The 18251-nt window shown below is 72.7% G+C and carries 17 protein-coding genes; 5 read left to right on the forward strand and 12 right to left on the reverse strand.

Translation table 11 applies throughout. The features are described from left to right. Positions 1–20 precede the first annotated feature (20 nt). Positions 21–563, forward strand: coding sequence for a methylated-DNA--[protein]-cysteine S-methyltransferase (locus tag QP090_RS21390; RefSeq protein ID WP_285940896.1), 543 nt, complete (start codon positions 21–23; stop codon positions 561–563). Between the two features lie 59 nt (positions 564–622). Beyond that, positions 623–1228, forward strand: a complete 606-nt coding sequence (locus tag QP090_RS21395; protein WP_285940897.1) for a TetR/AcrR family transcriptional regulator — start codon at positions 623–625, stop codon at positions 1226–1228. 49 nt (positions 1229–1277) lie between these two features. Here QP090_RS21395 and QP090_RS21400 read toward each other — a convergent pair whose 3' ends face one another. The 12 genes from QP090_RS21400 to QP090_RS21455 all read right to left on the reverse strand — a co-directional run bounded on the left by QP090_RS21400 (position 1278) and on the right by QP090_RS21455 (position 15016). Next, the gene (locus tag QP090_RS21400; RefSeq protein WP_285940898.1) at positions 1278–2195 is read right to left on the reverse strand and encodes an oxidoreductase; all 918 of its coding nucleotides are present in this window, start codon (positions 2193–2195) and stop codon (positions 1278–1280) included. A gap of 148 nt (positions 2196–2343) precedes the next feature. Next, positions 2344–2832 carry a glutathione peroxidase gene (locus tag QP090_RS21405; RefSeq protein WP_285940899.1) on the reverse strand — a complete coding sequence of 163 codons (489 nt, stop codon included), beginning with the start codon at positions 2830–2832 and terminating at the stop codon, positions 2344–2346. Between the two features lie 101 nt (positions 2833–2933). Beyond that, a complete protein-coding gene (locus QP090_RS21410; RefSeq protein ID WP_285940900.1) occupies positions 2934–3089 on the reverse strand; it encodes a hypothetical protein in 156 nt (51 codons plus the stop codon). Positions 3090–3265: 176 nt separating this feature from the next. Next, complete coding sequence (locus QP090_RS21415) at positions 3266–3421, reverse strand: hypothetical protein (RefSeq protein WP_285940901.1); 156 nt, start codon at positions 3419–3421, stop codon at positions 3266–3268. A gap of 299 nt (positions 3422–3720) precedes the next feature. Continuing rightward, positions 3721–4035, reverse strand: a complete 315-nt coding sequence (locus tag QP090_RS21420) for a hypothetical protein (RefSeq protein ID WP_285940902.1) — start codon at positions 4033–4035, stop codon at positions 3721–3723. A 59-nt stretch (positions 4036–4094) separates the two neighbouring features. Continuing rightward, positions 4095–5228, reverse strand: coding sequence for an LCP family protein (locus tag QP090_RS21425; protein ID WP_285940903.1), 1134 nt, complete (start codon positions 5226–5228; stop codon positions 4095–4097). Between the two features lie 193 nt (positions 5229–5421). Then, on the reverse strand, positions 5422–9039 hold the full coding sequence (locus QP090_RS21430; RefSeq protein WP_285940904.1) for an AAA family ATPase: 3618 nt from the start codon (positions 9037–9039) through the stop codon (positions 5422–5424). A gap of 173 nt (positions 9040–9212) precedes the next feature. Further along, positions 9213–9986, reverse strand: a complete 774-nt coding sequence (locus QP090_RS21435) for an SGNH/GDSL hydrolase family protein (protein ID WP_285940905.1) — start codon at positions 9984–9986, stop codon at positions 9213–9215. 155 nt (positions 9987–10141) lie between these two features. Continuing rightward, positions 10142–10750 (reverse strand): GTP-binding protein, encoded by a 609-nt coding sequence (locus QP090_RS21440; protein ID WP_285941393.1) that lies wholly within the window; start codon positions 10748–10750, stop codon positions 10142–10144. Between the two features lie 40 nt (positions 10751–10790). After that, positions 10791–11225: a DUF742 domain-containing protein gene (locus QP090_RS21445; RefSeq protein ID WP_285940906.1), complete on the reverse strand. Its 435-nt coding sequence runs from the start codon at positions 11223–11225 to the stop codon at positions 10791–10793. A 30-nt stretch (positions 11226–11255) separates the two neighbouring features. Next, the gene (locus QP090_RS21450) at positions 11256–11705 is read right to left on the reverse strand and encodes a roadblock/LC7 domain-containing protein (RefSeq protein WP_285940907.1); all 450 of its coding nucleotides are present in this window, start codon (positions 11703–11705) and stop codon (positions 11256–11258) included. Continuing rightward, complete coding sequence (locus QP090_RS21455) at positions 11702–15016, reverse strand: sensor histidine kinase (protein WP_285940908.1); 3315 nt, start codon at positions 15014–15016, stop codon at positions 11702–11704. The genes QP090_RS21450 and QP090_RS21455 overlap by 4 nt, the downstream gene beginning before the upstream one ends. A 498-nt stretch (positions 15017–15514) precedes the next feature. Between QP090_RS21455 and QP090_RS21460 the strand changes: the two genes are divergently transcribed. Genes QP090_RS21460 through QP090_RS21470 form a run of 3 tightly spaced genes read left to right on the forward strand, consistent with a single transcriptional unit; the run spans position 15515 to position 18221 of the window. After that, positions 15515–16492 (forward strand): ABC transporter substrate-binding protein, encoded by a 978-nt coding sequence (locus tag QP090_RS21460; protein WP_285940909.1) that lies wholly within the window; start codon positions 15515–15517, stop codon positions 16490–16492. Continuing rightward, positions 16489–17265, forward strand: coding sequence for an ABC transporter permease (locus tag QP090_RS21465; RefSeq protein ID WP_285940910.1), 777 nt, complete (start codon positions 16489–16491; stop codon positions 17263–17265). The genes QP090_RS21460 and QP090_RS21465 overlap by 4 nt, the downstream gene beginning before the upstream one ends. After that, the gene (locus QP090_RS21470; protein ID WP_285940911.1) at positions 17262–18221 is read left to right on the forward strand and encodes an ABC transporter permease; all 960 of its coding nucleotides are present in this window, start codon (positions 17262–17264) and stop codon (positions 18219–18221) included. Before QP090_RS21465 ends, QP090_RS21470 begins: the two co-directional genes overlap by 4 nt. Positions 18222–18251: the final 30 nt, after the last annotated feature.

Here is an 18251-nt window from a genome sequence, read left to right on the forward strand (position 1 = left end):
GTCCGGCGAAAGGAGTCCTGATGACCGAAACCCTCGCCTTCGGCGCGGTCGACACCGTGCTCGGGCGGCTGCTGGTCGGCGCGACCGAGACCGGGGTCGCCATGCTCACGTTCCGCGACACCCCCGGGGCCCGCGACCGCGCGGCCAAGCGGACAGGCCTCCCCGTCGTCGCCGACCCGGCCCGGCTGGCCCCCGCGCTCGACCGGCTCACCGCCTACTTCGGCGGCGACGAGGGCCCGTTCGGCCTCCCGATCGACTGGCGGCTCACGGCAGAGGTGAACCGCCAGGTGCTGGCCACGCTCTACGCGTCTGTCCCGTACGGCAAGGTCGTGACCTACGGCCAGCTCGGCGACCGCAGCGGCACCGGCGTGCACGCCCAGGTCATCGGGCAGGTGATGGGCGGCAACCCGATCCCGCTCATCGTGCCGTGCCACCGCGTCGTCGCCTCCAACGGCCTCGGCGGCTACAGCGGCGGCACCGGCGTCGAGGTCAAGCGCTGGCTGCTCACCCTGGAGGGCGCGCTCCCCGCCACCCTCGACTGGGACCCCGCCCAGGGACCGTGACCGGTCCGGGCCGGCTCGGAGCACATGCCGACATTCCGTGGCGAACGTAGGATGGGCCGGTGCCGAGAATCTCCGAGCCCACGGTCGCCGCGCACCGCGCCCGCCAGCTTCGCACCCTCCTCGACACCGCCCGCGCGCTGGTGGCCGAGGAGGGCATCGAGGCGCTGTCGCTGGCCGCGCTCGCGCGCCGGGTCGGGCTGTCCCGGCCCAGCCTGTACGAGTACTTCCGGTCCAAGGACGATCTGGTCGCCGCCATCGTCGAGGAGGAGCTGCCGCGCTGGGCGTCGATGGTCGAGCGGACGCTGGCCGGTCCCCCCGGCCTGGTCGCCAAGATCGACGCCTACGTCCGCGCGCAGCTGGAGCTGATGACCGACGGCCGGCACGCCGCCGCCGTGGCCCTGGTCGAGCACGCCCTGGCCGAACCGGCCCGCGAGCGGATCCGCGACGGGCACGCGCAGCTTCTGCGTCCCCTGGTCACCGCGCTCGCCGCCGAAGGCGTCGCCGATCCGGAGCTGCGCGCCGAGCTGATCCAGGGCATCGTCGACGCCGCCGCCCGCATCGCCCAGCGCCGCCCGGCGGGCGCCGAGACCGTCATCCGCGCCGCGATCGCCCAGGCCGTCGGCGGCCTGACCCAGCCAGCGCCCGCGGCTCCCGGCCACCGCTGAGCCGGCCGCCGGACGTGCCCGGTACGCCCGGTCAGCCCTGCGCGCGGACTCAGCCCCGCGCGGGGATCTCGTAGATGACGCCGGTGAGGTCCTCGGAGACCTGCCAGAGGCGGCGGCCCAGTTCCGGACGGGCGGCCTTCGGGGGCGTGGCGACCTTCACGGGGCTGCCGCGGTACTGGAAGAGGCGCGGCCCGTAGCAGGCGCCGTCCTGGACGTCGGGGGCGGTGGCGGCGTAGAGCGAGGGCAGGGCGCCCATGGCGGCCGACTGCGCGATCACCAGGTTGCCGAAGCCGGTCGCCCGTTCCATCAGCTTGCTGCCCTGCATCCTCGGGCCGGCCTGCTGGAGGTTGGTGGCGGCGAAGCCCGGGTGGGCGGCGACGCTGGTCAGCCCGGCGGCGCGGCGGGCGAGCTCCTTGGCGAACACCAGGTTGGCCAGCTTCGCCTGGGCGTAGGCGCCCCACTTCTGGTAGCGGCGCTCGCCCTGGAGATCGTCGAACCGGAGCCGCCCGGTCCAGGCGAACCCGCTGGTGAGGGTGACGACGCGCGGCGCGGAGGCGGCGCGGAGCGCGGGCATCAGCAGCCCGGTGAGCGCGAAGTGACCGAGGTGGTTGGTGCCGAACTGCATCTCGAAGCCGTCGGCGGTGGTGCGGTGCGGCAGGGCCATGACGCCCGCGTTGTTGACCAGGAGGTCGAGCGGGCGGCCCGCGTGCCTGCCCGCGAACTCGCGCACCGACGCCAGGTCGGCGAGGTCGAGGGAGTCGAGGACGAGGTCGCCGTCCGGGACGGCCGCCGCGATGCGGTCGCGGGCGGCCCGGCCGCGTTCGGCGCTGCGGCAGGCCAGCACGACCTCGGCGCCGTGCCGGGCGAGCTGCAACGCGGTGTGGTAGCCGAGGCCGCTGTTGGCGCCGGTGACGATGGCCCGCCGCCCGCGCAGGTCGGAAATGTCGTCTGCCGTCCAGCCGGGCATGCGCGCCTCCCGCGTCCTCGCTCGGAGCACTCAAGTTAGACGCATCGTCGAATGACGACAACCGCCCCGCCCGGCCCGGCGAGATCGCCCGCTGTGATCTGCGCCACGTCCGGCGGGACGCGCCCGGAGGCGCGGCCCGCGCGGCCGTTCAGGCGGGGAGGTGCCGCTCGATGGCGCCGACGACCTCGGCCGACTCGGGCTCGGTGGCCGGCGCGAAGCGCACCGCCACCGTCCCGTCGGGGGCGATCAGGAACTTCTCGAAGTTCCACCGGATGTCACCGGTGTGCCCCTCGGCGTCCGGCGTACCGACCAGGCCCTGGTACAGGGCGTGCCGGGCGTCCCCGTTGACCTCGACCTTCTCGGTGAGCGGGAAGGTCACCCCGTAGGTCGCCGAGCAGAACTCGGCGATCTCGTCGGCGCTGCCCGGCTCCTGGCCGAGGAACTGGTTGCAGGGCACGCCGAGCACGGTGAAGCCGCGCCCGGCGTAGGTCTCCTGGAGGCGCTCCAGACCGGAGTACTGCGGGGTGAGACCGCACTTGGACGCGACGTTGACGACGAGAACGGCCTTGCCCCGGTACTGCGCCAGGTCCGCGCTTCCGCCGCGCAGACCCGCGATTTCTACGTCAAAGATGGACATCTCCCGATCTTAGGAGATCGGCGCTGCCCCACCCCGACCGGCACCGTGCCGGCACCGCCGGCTCCGGGGGACGGTCCCCGGAGCCCGCGGCCGGCCCGGGATCAGGTGCCCAAGGCGTTCACGAACGAGGCAAGCTGGTTGCCGGCGTTGGCAAGCTGGTCGAAGGCGTTGTTCACAACGCCCGCAGCGTCCCGTGGTGAACTCAACAAGTAGAAGATGACGAAGGCGATGGCAACGTAGCGGAGGTTCTTCTTCATCGGAACGCCGTCCCTGTAGTAGCCGCGCGACACACTGACCCGATCCAATTGTGCCCATCTCCGGGTCCTCGCAAAGCGCGATTTTACTGTGACGGCGAAGGAAGTTTCTGATCACCCCGGACGCGCGAGGGCCCCGCACCCGGGTCCAGGTACGGGGCCTGCGACGACTCCCCCGGTCAGGGGATCGCGCTCACGAACTGTGACATCGATTCGGCCGCGTTCCCGAGACCGCCCAGGGCGCTGTTGAAGAGGCTGGCCGCCGCCTCGGGCCTGCTGATGACGTACCAGGCCACGAAGGCGATCGTCGCCAGCTTCACATGCTTCTTGTTCACGTCCCCCACCCTCTGCGCTCAGTTGCCTACCTAGAGTGTTTCCCCAGGACGGGCAGGTGGAGATCAACAGGGCGCAAAGAGCCGGTCAGGCCGGACCCGGCCGGGCGCCGCCCCTGGCGGACGTGGCCTAGACCTGTCTCAAAGTGCCTCGGCCGTCGGCGAGCGCGTTATCTGGCGGGTGGGGCGAAGCCGGAGGCGAGCCCCACCGGCCAGATCGCGAAGCGATGTCGCGCTCGCCCAAGCCAGGTCGGCGTCCGAGCCGCCAGGCGAGGACGCCGGGCCGGGCTTTTAGAAACGGTCTAGGAGGCGGCGTCGGGGTCGGAGTCAGAGGCGCGCTCGCCGGTGAGGTAGTCGAGGTACACCGGGCGGAGGGCGTCGGCGAGCTCGCCCTCCCCCGCGTGCGTGAACTCCTGGAGGAGGGACAGACCGTGCAGCAGGTCGAACTCGGCCCGGTCGGTCTCACCGGTCGCGGCGGCGGCGGCCGGGATCGAGCGCAGCAGCTCCCAGAGGAAGGCCGCGTCGTGCCGGTCCCGGGCCAGCCGCACCGCCCGGTCGTGCAGCTCCCGGGACGACAGGTTCTCCAGCTCGGCGCCATCAGGCGTCACGTCGGACATACTTCGACTCTAACCGCGCGCCGGGGGACGCGCGCGCACCGCCGTCCCCCGCGCGCGGTTCAGTTGGTGACGACGTCCTTGGGGACCTCGGTGTCGCCCTTGAGCGCGCCGAAGAGCTGGGACGCCTTGGTCTTGTCCCAGGTGATGTACGAGCCCGCCGCCGCCGAGGAGCCGGTGCCCCCGATCGGGACGGTGGTCGTGACCCCGTCGCCGCCGGTGACGCCGCGCATGGCCCACATCATCCGCGCCAGGTCGTAGAGGTGGTCGCCGTCGTCGACGGTGAAGTTGCTGGTGGCGTTGAGCGCCATCGGGACACCGCGGAACGGGTTGAGCAGCACCCCCGGGCCCGCGGCCTTCTTCATCAGCGCGCCGAAGAACTGCCGCTGGTGCTCCACCCGGTCGAGATCGGCGCGGGCGGACGCGCGGGTGCGGACGTAGCCGAGGGCCTGGCCGCCGGTCAGGTTCTGGCAGCCCGGCTGGAGGTTCAGGCCGGCCTTGTGGTCCTTCATCGGCTTCTTGACGCAGATCTCGACGCCGCCGATGGAGTCGACCACGCCGACGAAACCGCCGAAGCCGACCTCGGCGTAGTGGTCGATGTGCACGCCGGTGGCCTTCTCCAGGGTCTGCACCAGCAGCTTGGGCCCGCCGAACGCGAACGCGGCGTTGAGCTTGTTGGAGCCGTGCCCGGGGATCGGGACGTAGGAGTCGCGCGGCAGGCTGACCAGGGTGGTGCCGCCGCTGCCGTAGTGCATCAACATCATCGAGTCGGTCCGGCGGCCGGCCGCCTGGCCGGTGGCGAACTGCTTGCGCTGGTCCTTGGTCAGCCCCTCACGGCTGTCGGACCCGACGATGAGCCAGTTCGTCCCGGGGGTGTCGGCGATCCGCCCGGTGTAGTCCTCCAGGACCGCCTCGCGCTTGAGCCGGGAGTCGAGGTAGAAGTAGCCGCCGACGACCACCACGAGCAGGACCGCCACCAGGGCCGCCAGCACCCGTGGCCAGCGGCGCCGCCGGCGACGCGGGTAGGGGCGCTCGTGGCCGTGGGAGTCGCTCCCGTAGCCGCCGAGCTGGTCCCCCTCCTCGTACGAGTCCCGTTCGTAGGCGTGCGGGTGCTCCGCCGATGCGGAATCGTGCCTGCTTCGCGCCACGCGGTCGTCCTCCTGTCGTGCCCGGCCGTCCGGCCAGCCGTCGGTCATGCGTAGACCCTAGACAACCCAAGGGGCGGCGCGCGTCCATCCACCGCATGATTGTCCACAACTCCAAATCACCACGCTATGTGACAGACGCGGCACTCGAAGTCCCCCAAACGTCGCAGGTTGCCGCCGGGTGGTAGTACGAGCGCACGAGGAGCGTGGACGAGAGCACGGACGGGCCCGGCGGCGGCCCCGGTCAGAGGTAGAGGCCCGGGGAGCCGTCGCCGGTCGCCTGCGGCGGCTCGGGCAGGTCCTCGGGACGCAGCATCCGCACCTCGGCCGCCCCGACCGCCTCAGGACGCTCGTCGTGCTCGGCGGTGATCCGCTCGGCCTGCCGGGAGACCGCGGCATCGAGCAGGTTGCGGATCAGCCGGGCGTTGCCGAACGAGGCGCCGCGCGGGTGGGCGTCCATCAGGCCGCGCACCGCGCCGAGCACCCCGTCCGCGAGGGTGAAGCCGGCCTCCGCCGCCATGTGCTCGAAAATCGTGACCAGCTCGTCGGCGCTGTAGTCGGGGAACCGGAGCACCTTGGCGAAGCGCGAGTCGAGCCCGGGGTTGAACTCCAGGAACCGCTCCATCGGGGCGTCGTACCCGGCGACGATGACGACCAGGTCGGTGCGGTGCTCCTCCATCAGCTTGAGCAGCTCGGAGACCGCCTCGTGGCCGAAGTCGCGCTGGTCGCCGCCGGCCGCCGACAGCGCGTACGCCTCGTCCACGAACAGCACCCCGCCGAGCGCGCGGTCGACCGCGGCGCGGACCTTGGGCCCGGTCTGCCCGATGAACTCGGCGACCAGGTCGGCGCGGGTGACCTCGACCAGGTGGCCCGACGACAGCAGCCCGAGCTTGGCGTACACCGCGGCGATCAGCCGGGCGATCGTGGTCTTGGCGGTGCCGGGATTTCCCATGAACACCATGTGCCGGGTCGGGAGGGCCAGCGGGACCCCGGCGTCGCGGCGCATCTGCTCGGCGCGCGCCTCGGCGACCAGCGCCGCGACCTCCCGCTTGATCGCCTCCAGTCCGATCAGCCGGGCGACCTCGGCCAGCGGGTCGCCCGAGACCCCGTCGCGGCCGGGCGCGAGCGCGTCGGGCACGTCCTCCAGGAGGATCTCGTCGAGCGACTCGGTCTCGTCGACCACGCCGTCGGCGAGCACCCGGCGGCCCTGCCCGGCCACCGCCCGGTCGAGCAGGTTGATCATGATGCGGGCGTTGCCGAAGCCGCGCTCGCGCGGCACGGCCTGGGCCAGCCCGCGGACCTTCTCCAGCACCCCGCCGGCGAGCGCGAACCCGGCGTCGGCCGCCTTCGCCGCGAACACCTGCACCAGCTCGTCCTCGGTGAGGTCGGGGAACCGGACGGTCCGCGGGAACAGCGCGGCGAGGTCGGTGTGCGACTTCAGCAGCCCGTTCAGCTCGCCCTCGGGACCGGTCAGCACCACGACCAGGTCGTCGGAGTGCGCCTGGACGGCGGTGAGCAGCACGTCCACCATCTCCCGGCCGCGGGTGGCGTCCGGCGAGGCGAAGGCGTGCGCGTCCCGGACGACCAGGACCCCGCCGAGCGCCCGTTCCACCGCGCGCCGGACCTTCAGCGCGCTCTCGGTGGTGTACTCGCCCAGCAGGTCGGACCGGTCGACCTCGATCAGGTGGCCGGAGGTCAGCACGCCGAGGTCGGCATAGATGCGGCCGAGGATCCGGGCGATCTTGCTCTTACCGGTGCCCGGGTTGCCGGTGAACACCAGGTGCCGGGGGCGGGCCGCGACCGCCATGCCCGCCTCGCGGCGGAGCTGCACCGCGCGGGCCTCGGCGATCAGCGCGTCGATCTCGCGCTTCACCGGCTCGATGCCGGCGCAGGCGGCCAGCTCGGCGCGCGGGTCGGTCTCGGCGGACCGGCCGGAGATGAGCCGCTGCGGCAGGTCGGCCGCGGTGATCTCCGGGGCCGACGGCTCGTCGCCGGCCTGCGCCGGCTCCTGCGCGGCGGCGCGGCGGCTCGCCGCCGTGCGGGCGTGCGCGGCGGCGACGCTCTGCGCGGCCAGGTGCTCGACGAGGCGGGCGCCGCGCAGGTTGTGCAGCGGCGGGGTGCGCGACAGCAGCACCCCGGCGGTGCGGGCCGCCTCGGCGGAGACGGCGGCGCCGTTGCGGACGGCGGCGCGGGCGAACAGCTCGGCGAAGTCGTCCTCGCCGAAGTCGCGGGTCCGGGTCACCTCGAACGCCCGCACCAGCGCGGGGTTGGCGTCGAACAGCCGCCGGTCGCCGCCGGGGCGGCACAGCGCGACGACGTCCAGGCCGGGCGAGCGCGCCATGATCCGGCGCAGCTCCTCGACGGTGGCGGGGCCGCAGCGCTCGTAGGCGACCAGCTTCTCCAGGTCGTCGATGACGAGCAGGAGCCGCGCCTCCTGGCAGTCGCGGACGCGGGCCTGGAGCCACAGGACGGCGTCGCTCACGCCGAGGGAGGCGAACACCTGGTCGGAGATCCACGCGGCCTCGCGGACCGTCCCGTGGTCGGCGAGCCGGCGTTCCAGGATCTCGGCGGCGGTGCCCTTCCCGGTGCCCTCGGGACCCGCGATGAGCAGCCGCACGGGCCGTTCGCCGGCGACCCGGGCGGCGAGGGCCTCGCTGAGGGCGCGGACCAGCTCGGGCTGCCCGATCAGGGCCTTGCCGACGGTCTCGTCCCGGTCCCGCGGGCCGCCCGGCACGGCGGCCGACCCGGCGGGACGGCCGGGGCCGGGCAGCGCGCCGGCCAGCGGGTTGAGGACGCGGCGGGCCGTGAACAGCCTGCGCAGGTCCATCTGGAAGGCGCGGACGGGGACGCGGCAGCGCGGGCTGGTGGCGGCGTCGGGCAGCCCCTGGACGGCCCCGGTGAGGCGGACGGCCATGTCAAGCCAGGCCCGGCACGCGTCGGCCTCGCCCGCGACCAGCCCCCGCGCCAGCCATGCCCGCAAGTCCTGCTGCCACGTCTCGACGACGAAGTCGTCGCGGAGGGCGCGCAGGCGCTCGCCCAGTTCCTCGTAGCGGCCGGTCCCGAGCGTGACGGCCATCTCGGCGGGGACGACGGGGAGCTCGGCCGCCAGCAGGAGCCGCGCGAGCGCCGCATCGGGGTCCTCGCCGTCGGCGACGGTGTCCGCGATGCGCTCGTGGGCCGCGTCGAGCCCGTCGCAGGCCCAGCCGAGGTACCCGACCGGACCGGCGAACTCGGGCAGGATCGCGAGCACCTCGTCCGGCAGGTCGGCCAGCCAGGCGTCCTCGAACCCGTCCTGCGGGACGGTCATGTCCAGCTCGCGCAGCACCGGGTCGTCCGCGCGCCGATCGAACAACTCGATCAGCGCACGCCGCCGACCCTCCAGCGGGACGAGCCCGTCGAAGACGTCCAGACCCGCGCGCGCCAACTCGAGCATGACCGCACGCCGCTCACGATCGTTGCCCGCCGGTTCAGGCAGCCACAGGCCCGGCGGACGCCACCGCCCACCCTGCGTGAACCACGCAGCCGGGTCACGCACCGCCGACTCGGGCGTCGCCAGAAAATCCGACAGCAGCTCATAGTCGACATCACCCCGAGAACCACCCCGCACCGCCGACGCCCCCAGCAAAAACGTCAGCAGCGACCACTGCTCGGCGCCCGCCGAACTCGTCCCCGCACCATAGAAATCGCTGAGCTGCCGCGTGAGAACCACCGCACGCCGATCACGGTTGTACTCCACCGCACGCTCGCGCAACTCCTCGTACAAACCGTCAGGAACCCGCCACGGACCGAACCCGTACACGTCCAGCACCGGCTCGTCGGTCAACAGCAGTTCGAGGTGTTCCGGCAAACGGGGGGAGCTCACCTGATGCGTCCTTCTCCTACTTTTGACGTCACGTCTGGCAAGCACCCTACGACCCGCCGCGATCACGCACACCCTCTCGCTGACAAGTCACCCCCGGGCCGGTCAGGCCCGGGGGTGGACGCGCACCAGGCGCGTTCGGCGCGCCGGAGCGGGGCAGGTGAGGGCGGGACGCGTCAGAGCGGGAGCGGCGTCGGGCGCTTGGGCTCACGGCCGTCCCCGGAGGAGCGCCCGGTCGCGCGGCGGCCGATCCAGGGCAGCAGGTACGTCCTGGCCCAGTGCACATCCGCGCGGCGCATCGTCAGCCAGTCGGCGGGCTCCAGCGGCGGCCACGGCTCGTGCCAGCTCCCGGTCACCGGCAGGCCGAGCGTCTCGGCGACCCGCAGCTCCATCCGCCGGTGCCCCTCGGGCGACAAGTGCAGGCGGTCCTCCGACCACGCGCGCGGGTCGTTGAAGGCGGTCGCCGGCCACAGGTCGACCACGGTGCAGCCGCGCCGGTCGGCGATCGCGCGCAGGTGCATGTTGTAGGTGGCGGCCTTGCCGCGGATCCGGGCGGCGGTGCGCAGCCCGCGGGTGTCGAACCCGGTGAAGATCACCACACGGGCGCCGGTGTCGCGCAGCCGCCGCACCGCGTCGTCGAAGACCACCGCGAGCGCGTCAGGGTCGGCGCCCGGACGGATCATGTCGTTGCCGCCCGCGCAGAACGTCACCAGGTCGGGTTCCAGCTCGACCGCCCTCGGCACCTGCTCCGCCACGACCTGCCGCACCAGCTTGCCGCGCACCGCGAGGTTGGCGTACCGCAGTCCGGGGCGCCGCTCGGCGAGGCGCTCGGCGAGCCGGTCCGCCCAGCCCCGGAAGCGGTCCGCCTCCCCGGGGTGCGGATCGTTCATCCCCTCGGTGAAGCTGTCGCCGATCGCTACGTAGGTACCGATCTGCTCCAATTCGTCCATCGCAATCCCTCGAGACTGGTTCCTGTCCGGCCACGTCGCTTAATCATGCATTCTGCACACATGCTTGCGCGACCGTGGCCCCGCCCCCTTCTCCGGCCCCGGGTGGGGTGACGGAACGGGACGAGGCGGTGGTGCGCGTACGGGGACGGGCCCGGTCAGGTCCAGCTCGGCGAGGCGGTGCCGGGCGTCGCGGGCGGGGCGGACTGCGCCGGCCCGGCCGCACCGGCCGCGTGGATCGTCATCGCGTGCTTGACCAGGTTGATCAGCACCTGCTTGGTCGATTCGCGGCTGCGCGCGTCGCACTGCATGATCGGCACGTGCGGGCTGATCGAGAGCGCCTCGCGGATGTCGTCCACGGCATACTGGAACTCGCCGTGGAACCCGTTGACGCCCACGACGAACGGGAGGCCGAGCTCCTCGAAGTAGTCGACGGCGGCGAAGCAGTCGGCCAGCCGCCGGGTGTCGACCAGCACCACCGCGCCGATCGCGCCGCGCACCAGGTCGTCCCACATGAACCAGAACCGGTGCTGGCCCGGCGTGCCGAACAGGTAGAGGATCAGCTGGCTGTCGAGCGACACCCGGCCGAAGTCCATCGCGACCGTGGTGGTGGTCTTGTCCGGCACCGCCGACAGGTCGTCCACCTCGGCGCTGGCGGCCGTCATCACCGCCTCGGTGGTGAGCGGCATGATCTCCGACACCGAACCCACGAAGGTCGTCTTGCCGACGCCGAAACCGCCGCCGACGACGATCTTGACCGAGGTCAGCTCGGCGTTCCCGCCGGGCGGCCCCGCGACGGGAACTTGATCAGAGCTTCCGAAGGCCACTGAGAACCCTTTCTAGCAGTCGAAGATCCGGCTGCGAACCGGTGGGAGCCGACTGGTGCAGCCGCAGCAGTCCCTCGAGGGCCATGTCCGCGACGAGCACCCGGGCGACGCCGAGCGGAAGGCGCAGCAGGGCGGAAACCTCCGCCACCGAGCGGGCCGACCGGCACAGGTCCATGATCGCCCGGTACTCGGGCGTCAGCATGGCCACGTCGCGCGGTGGAAACGGCGCCGCGGTGACCAGGGCCTCGATCGCCAGGTCATAGCGCGGCTTGGTCCGTCCCCCGGTGACGGCGTACGGGCGCACCAGGGAGCTGGATTCGGAGTCCTCCTGCGCCGGCTGCCGTCCCCGCCCCGGGTCCCCCGGCCATCGTCGCTGGTCACCCGGACCGGCCCCGAAAGGACTGCCTCGATCCATCTCGCCGACCTCCGTCAGAGTCAGTCAAGGTCAATACCGGGCGGGCCCCGCGCCCATCTCCGGAATGTGCGGCCCGCCGCCGTACGGGGGCTGCTCGCCGCCGCGCAGCGCCGGCGTCAGCACGCGCCCCACCCGTTCCACCAGCAGGGTCATCTCATACGCCACCAGCCCGAGGTCGCAGTCCGGCGCGGCCAGCACGGCGAACACCGAGCCGTTGGTGATGGCCATCACAAACAGCAGCCCGCGGTCCATCTCCACCACGGTCTGGTTGACCCCGCCGGCGTCGAAGATCTTCGCGGCGCCCTGGGTGAGGCTCATCAGCCCGGAGGCGATGGCCGACAGCTGGTCGGCGCGCTCCGGCGGGAAACCCGACGAGTACGCCATCGGCAACCCGTCGGAGGAGACCACGACGGCGTGCGCGACCTTCGGAACCCGGTCCGCGAAGTTCGTCACCAGCCAGTTGAGATCCTGCCCGCTCACCGGTTGCCTCCACTCTCTCCGTCGTCGTGCGACGGCGCCTCACCTTGCATGCCTCCGCCGCGAGTTTCGGTGCGGCCCCGATGGACACCGCGTTGCAGGCTCGCGAAGCGGTTGCGTACGACGTCGGCGGACGGGCCCTGCGCGGCCTCGGGCGGCGCGGGCCGCTCCTGCCTCGCCTGGCCGCCCTGCGGCGGCTGCTGTGGTCGCTGCTCGGCCTGCTCGGGCGGCCGGGCCACCGCGCCGGGGACCCGGTTCTTGCCGGGCACCCGCTTGGGCAGCCCGACGGCCGTGCGCTTGCCCGCCGCCGGTTCCCGGGTCGCCGCCTCGGCGGCCTCGGCCGCGCGGAATCCTGCGTCGGCCGGGGACTCCCAGCCCTTCACCGGGTCCTGGGGGAGCGACTCCCCAGTCCGTTGCGTGAACCACTCCGATTGCATCGCGTCGAAGATGGGCGAACGTTCCGGCACCCGGCGCGGCTCGCCCGGCCGCTGCGGATTCTGCGCGGGCGGCTGGGGCGGCGGCGCGGACGGGCGCTGCGCGGGCTGCTGCTGCATGGGCTGCTGCCGCGCGGGCGGCCGGGGTGCCTGGCGCTCGCCCGGACGGCCGGACGGCGCGGGCGGGCCCTCGACCTGGTTGAGCGGGCCGGTCTCCCACATGGTGGGCCGGGGCCGGTTGGCCTCCGGCACCGCGGGCTGCCCCTCCGGGACGACCGGCTGCGTGCCCGTCTGCCGCGCGGCGGGGTCGAAGAAGCCGTTCGGTCCGTCGCCCGGCTGCCCGCCATTGGACGGCCGGGCGGGCAACTGCGCCCCGGGCTGCCGGACGGGCAGCCCCTCAAGGCGTCCGGGCCGGAGGTCGTGCTCGCGCGGATCCTGGTAAGGCGGCTCCTGGTCGCGCGGATCCTGATTGCGCGGCTCCTGGATACGCGGGTCATGGTCGCGTGCGTCCTGACCGCGCATGTCCTGATAGCGCGGAGCCTGGTCGGGGGTCCGGTGCTCGCCGGGCGGCGGGACGGGCGGCAGGGGTCCGGTGCCGCCGATGACCGGCAGCGGCGCGGTGCCGCCGAGCGACGGCAGGGGCCCGGTGCCCCTCCGGCCGGACCGGGTGCCGGAGTCGCCCGGCCTGGACCTGTCGTCGTCGCCGAACGCGCGGTGCGAGCCGGTGTCGCCGACGGCGGGCAGCGGCCCGGTGCCGCGGATCGGGCGCTGCGGGCCCGTCCCGCCGATGACCGGCTGGCCGCCCGTCCCGCCGAAGGCGGGCTGCGGGCCGGTGCCGCCGAAGATCGGATGCGCGCCGGTGCCGGACTCGTCCTGCGGGGCGGGCTCGTGGAAGGCGCCGCCCGCGCCGAGGGCGGGCGGGTCGGCCACGGCGGTCGGCGCGGTGAGCGAGGCGAGCTGGGCGGGACGGCCGACGACCGCCGCGCCCTCGCGTCCGGCCAGCCCCCGGCCCCCGACCCCGCTGCCCTCGGCCGCGCTCGCCACCGCGTCGGGGAGCACCACGAACGCGGTGAGCCCGCCGCCCTGGGCGGCGCGCAGCTCGACCCGGACGCCGTGCCGGACGGCCAGGCGGCCGACCACGAACAGGCCCATCCGGCGGGCCGCGGAGAAGTCGATGACCGGCGGGTTGGCCAGCCGCCAGTTGGCCTGCTCCAGCTCGTCCGGCGACATGCCGACGCCGTTGTCGGTGATCTGGAGCATCGCCCCGCCGCCGCTGAGCAGCTGGCCGGAGACGGTGACCTTGGTGTGCTCGGCGGAGAAGACCGTGGCGTTCTCGACCAGCTCGGCCAGCAGGTGCACCAGGTCGTTGACCATGGGGCCGGCGACGGTCATGTCGCCCTGCACGCGCAGCGCGACCCGCTCGTACTGCTCGACCTCCGACAGCGAGGCGCGGACCACGTCGATCAGCGGGACCGGGCGGTTCCACCGGCGCACCTGGTCCTGGCCGCCGAGGACCAGCAGGTTCTCGCAGTTGCGGCGCATGCGGGTGGCCAGGTGGTCCAGCCGGAACAGGTTGGCGAGCTGCTCGTCGTCGCGCTCGCTCTGCTCCAGCTCCTCGATCAGCTTGAGCTGGCGCTCGATCAGGGACTGGCTGCGCCGCGACAGGTTGACGAACATCGCGTTGATGTTGCCGCGCAGCACCGCCTCGTCGGCGGCCAGCCGGACCGCCTCGCGGTGCACCTCGTCGAAGGCGCGGGCGACCTGGCCGATCTCGTCGGTGGAGTCGATCTCGATCGGTTCCACCTCGATGCCGCCGGCGGCGGCCTCGGGGTCGCGCAGCCGGTCGACCAGGCCGGGCAGCCGGGTGCCGGCGATCTCCAGCGCGCCCGCCTGGAGCCGGCGCAGCGGCCGGACCAGCGAGCGGGCCACGACCACCGTGGCCAGACCGGCCAGCAGCAGGCCGACCAGCAGCACGCCCGCGTCGGTGAAGGCGCCGCGCCAGGCGTCGTCCTTCAGCCGGCTGCTGTCGGCGACGATGCTGCCGACGAGCTGCTGCTCGACGCCGCGCATCTGCTCGACCCGGGTGGTGGCGACCTTGTCCCAGGTCACGTGCGTTCTGGCGCGGAGCGGGGCGACCGAGAGCCGTTTGCTGGCGCCCGATCTGACCAGCACCTGCTGGTAGAGGGACTCGACCTGGCCGATCTCGGGGCCGGTGACGGTGTCCTCGTACGCCTGCCGCTGTGCGGTGGTGGCGGTCGCGCGGAACAGCGCGATCTGGCTGTCCTGCTGCGAGCGCAGCGTCTGGAGCGTCTCCCGGTCGGTCGGGCTGACGAACCGGCCGGCGATCAGGGTGAGCCCGATGCGGGCGCGCTCTTGGGAGGCGAAGTCCTTGGCGCGCGCGAGCGCCGCGAACGCACGGGTGCTCTCGGCGAGGTCCGGGTTCGGGCTGCCCTGGGCGATCAGGTCGTCGAAGTCGAGCAGGGTCGCGGTGAGCTGGCTGTAGATGTCCAGCGTCGAGGTCGCCGAGGCGCTGGCCTGCCCGGCAATGGCCCGGACGCCCGCGAGGGTGTCGAGCCGGTACCGGATGTCGCGGACCTTCGCGATCACCTGCGGGGCGTAGTCGCCGTCGATGCCGCCGGTCAGCTCGCGGACCGAGCGCACGGCGCGGTCGGTGGCCGCCTGCTGGTCACGCAGCGTGCTCACCCGGCCCGCCTTGCCGAGTGAGAGGTACTGGACGGTCGTGTCCCGCTCGTCCTCCAGTTCCTGGGCGAGTCCGGCGACCCGGTCACCGAGCGTAGCCAACCGCTCGATTCGCGTGTACACCGCGGCCTCCGCCATCGCGTCCCGCAGCCGCAGTCCGGCCAGGATCCCGGCGACCACGGCGGGGATCATGATGAGCGCGACGAGGCGGGTGGTGACCCGCCTGTTGGCGAGCCGGAGCCTGCCACCGGACCGGCGCCCGCCCTGCTCAGCGCCACCCTTCCGGAGGGACTCAGCTTCTGGACCTGGGGCACGGTCCGGCTCCGTTGCTGGTCGCACTTCCCTCCATCACCTCTCACGGCTTTCGGGGTCCGGTCGGGGCCCGACCGGAGTTACCGGCTGGTATCCGGCGTTGGCGCCTGTGACCTCTGGAACCTCTGGGGCGTGGGTCATTGGAGCACAGAGTAATCCCAAGGTCCAACCCGAAGTTTGGTCATTTCGCACTTCGGAACACTTGGCGCCTTTTGATCACGATTTGCCCTGTTTGACCGTTTTGTGTCTCACCTACGTAAACATCCGGAGAATCGCTGGAGGTTACCGACGGTTACTGCGCTAGAGTCCGGCCGATCATGCTGTTCGTATGACATTCCCCCCTTCCGACCTGCTGAAGGAGCGTTCATGAGGTTCGCTCGACTGCGACGCACCTCCCTCTGCGGTGCCCTCACCGCAGCGCTCGCACTGTCACTCGCCGCCTGTGGCGGCGGCGAGGAGAAGTCGGCCAACGGCCTGGAGAAGTCCGAGATCACCGTCGGCGTCATGCCGATCACCGAGGGTGCAGCGGTGCAGATCGCGATCTCCAAGGGCTTCTTCAAGGCCGAGGGCCTGAAGGTGAAGATCAAGACGGTCACCGGTGCCGCCGAGGCGCTGCCGCAGCTCAAGGGCGGCAGCCTCGACATCGCGCACGGCGGGCACGTGGGCATCATCCAGGCCGCCGCGGACGGCCTGTACAAGCTGCGCATCGTGGCCGAGGCGTCGGCGATGACCAAGAACCTCAACGGGGTCCTGGTCGCCAAGGACTCGCCCATCAAGTCACCGAAGGACCTGGCCGGCAAGAAGATCGGCACCAACGCCGCCGGCAACCAGAACAGCCTGCTGCTGCGCGCGACGCTGGAGCCCTACGGGGTCCAGATCGACGAGAAGAAGGACGTCGTGGTGGCGCCCTTCCCCGCCCAGGAGCAGCTGCTCAAGACCGACAAGGCCCAGGCGATCATCGTGCCCGAGCCGTTCGTCACCCAGATCCAGCAGTCCATCGGCGCCCGCATCCTGACCGACTTCTCCAGCGGCCCGACCAAGGACTTCCCGATCACCGGCTTCGCCTCCACCGAGGAGTTCGCCAAGAAGAACCCCAAGACCATCGCGGCGTTCCAGCGCGGCCTGGTCAAGGCGCAGGCGCTCGCCACCGACCGCGCGGTCCTCCAGGAGGCGATGCCGAAGTTCACCAAGATGGACCCCAAGCTGGTGAGCGTCATCAGCATGAACGCCTACCCGACCTCCACCAGCGCGACCCGGCTCCAGCGGGTCGCCGACGTCATGAAGCAGTTCGGGTACCTCAAGCAGCCCTTCGACGTCAAGTCGATCGTCCTCGAGAACGGATGAGACTGCCCCGAATCGCGCTCGGCGCGGTCGGGGTCGCGGGCACCGTCGCGATCGCCGAGCTGGTCACCCGCACCGGCTTGGTCGATCGCGACTTCGTGCCGCCCGCATCGACCGTGCTGGTGCGTGCCGCCAAGCTGGCCGGGGACGGCGAGTACCTGACCCAGGTCACCGCCACCCTGCGGGTGTGGGGCGGCGGCCTGCTGCTGGCCACGGTCACCGCGGTCGTGGTCGGGCTCGTGCTCAGCGCCACGCCCTGGCTCAACAACGCCGCCCGCGTGGTGGTCGAACTGCTGCGCCCGATCCCGTCGCTGGCGCTGATCCCGCTGGCGCTGATCTCGTTCAGCTCGCCGGCGCAGAGCAAGATGTCGCTGGTCTTCTACGCCGCCACCTGGCCGATCCTGATCAACCTGCTGTACGCGCTGCGGGACGTCGACCCGGTCGCCAAGGAGACGCTGCGCAGCTTCGGCTTCGGCAGGCTCTCGGTGCTGCTGCGGGTCAGCCTGCCGAGCGCCGCGCCGTTCGTCGCGACCGGCGTGCGGATCGCCGCCTCGGTCGGGCTGGTCGTGGTGGTCAGCACCGAGCTGATGGCCGGCGCCGGCGAGGGCGTCGGCGGTTTTCTGATGGAAAGCCAGTCGGGCGGCGGCCATCCCGACCTGATGCTGGCCGGCGCGGTCTGGGCGGGCGGGCTCGGTCTCCTCGCCAACTTCCTGCTGGTCGGGCTGGAACGGCGGGCGTTCCGCTGGCACACCGCACGAGCGGGGGACCTGGAATGAGCGAGGCGAGAACGTCCGGACCGCCCGCGGCCACGGCCACCGGCGGCTCCGGGGCGGAGCCGGCCAAGGACGCCGGGAGCACCAAGGACGCAGGCACCGAGGACACGGGGAACCGTCCGGGCCCCGCGGGCGGACGGACGCGGCGGCGCACGCCGCGCGCACTGTCCCTGCTGACCTCCGGCGTCGGGCGGCTGTGGCTGCTGGCGCTGCTGATCGCGGCTTGGGAGCTCGGGACGCGGACGGCGGGCAGCGATTTCTACCCGCCGCCGTCGCAGATCCTCAAGGCGCTGCACGAGATGTGGTTCTCCGGGCCGGCCGCGCACCTGTTCCTGACCGACGGGGCGCTCGAGGACTTCCGGCCCAGCCTCACCAACCTGTTCAGCGGCTGGATCATCGCCGCCGTCGGCGGTATCGTGCTCGGCCTGCTCATCGGCCGGTCCCGGGTGGCCGGGGCGATGCTGGACCCGGTGCTGAACTTCGGCCGCTCGGTGCCGCCGCCGACGCTCATCCCGTTCCTGCTGGCGGTGCTCGACCTCGGCACCCAGCTCCAGATCACCACGATCGCCTTCGGCGTGATCTGGCCGGTGCTGCTGAACACGATCGAGGGCGTGCGGGGCGTCGACCGGCTCCAGCTGGAGACCGCCAAGGTGTTCGGTATCAGCGGGACGCTCCGGCTGCGCCGGGTCATCCTGCCCGCCGCCGCCCCGAAGATCTTCGCCGGGCTGCGCGTGAGCCTCGGCTTCGCGCTGATCCTGATGGTGATCTCGGAGCTGGTCGGCGGCGGCACCGGCATCGGCGCACGGCTCACCCTCGCGCAGCAGAGCTTCCAGATGCCCGAGATGTGGGCCGGGATCGTGCTGCTGGGCGTGCTCGGCTGCCTGTTCAACCTGGTCTTCCACCTCGTGGAGCGACGCGTCCTGGCCTGGCACGGCGGGGCGCGCCGCAACGACGCCTGACCCGCGCCGCCCGCGCCCCGGCGCGGGCGG

The organism is Actinomadura xylanilytica (assembly GCF_030283145.1).
Taxonomy (GTDB): Bacteria; Actinomycetota; Actinomycetes; order Streptosporangiales; family Streptosporangiaceae; genus Spirillospora; species Spirillospora xylanilytica.

Excerpts from the sequence above, each read along its gene's own strand:
- QP090_RS21460 (WP_285940909.1), top strand. The coding sequence starts at position 15,515 with ATGAGGTTCGCTCGACTGCGACGCACCTCCCTCTGCGGTGCCCTCACC.
- QP090_RS21390 (WP_285940896.1), top strand. The coding sequence starts at position 21 with ATGACCGAAACCCTCGCCTTCGGCGCGGTCGACACCGTGCTCGGGCGG.
- QP090_RS21400 (WP_285940898.1), bottom strand. The coding sequence starts at position 2,195 with ATGCCCGGCTGGACGGCAGACGACATTTCCGACCTGCGCGGGCGGCGG.
- QP090_RS21425 (WP_285940903.1), bottom strand. The coding sequence starts at position 5,228 with ATGACCGACGGCTGGCCGGACGGCCGGGCACGACAGGAGGACGACCGC.
- QP090_RS21465 (WP_285940910.1), top strand. The coding sequence starts at position 16,489 with ATGAGACTGCCCCGAATCGCGCTCGGCGCGGTCGGGGTCGCGGGCACC.
- QP090_RS21435 (WP_285940905.1), bottom strand. The coding sequence starts at position 9,986 with ATGGACGAATTGGAGCAGATCGGTACCTACGTAGCGATCGGCGACAGC.
- QP090_RS21445 (WP_285940906.1), bottom strand. The coding sequence starts at position 11,225 with ATGGATCGAGGCAGTCCTTTCGGGGCCGGTCCGGGTGACCAGCGACGA.
- QP090_RS21420 (WP_285940902.1), bottom strand. The coding sequence starts at position 4,035 with ATGTCCGACGTGACGCCTGATGGCGCCGAGCTGGAGAACCTGTCGTCC.
- QP090_RS21470 (WP_285940911.1), top strand. The coding sequence starts at position 17,262 with ATGAGCGAGGCGAGAACGTCCGGACCGCCCGCGGCCACGGCCACCGGC.
- QP090_RS21410 (WP_285940900.1), bottom strand. The coding sequence starts at position 3,089 with ATGAAGAAGAACCTCCGCTACGTTGCCATCGCCTTCGTCATCTTCTAC.
- QP090_RS21405 (WP_285940899.1), bottom strand. The coding sequence starts at position 2,832 with ATGTCCATCTTTGACGTAGAAATCGCGGGTCTGCGCGGCGGAAGCGCG.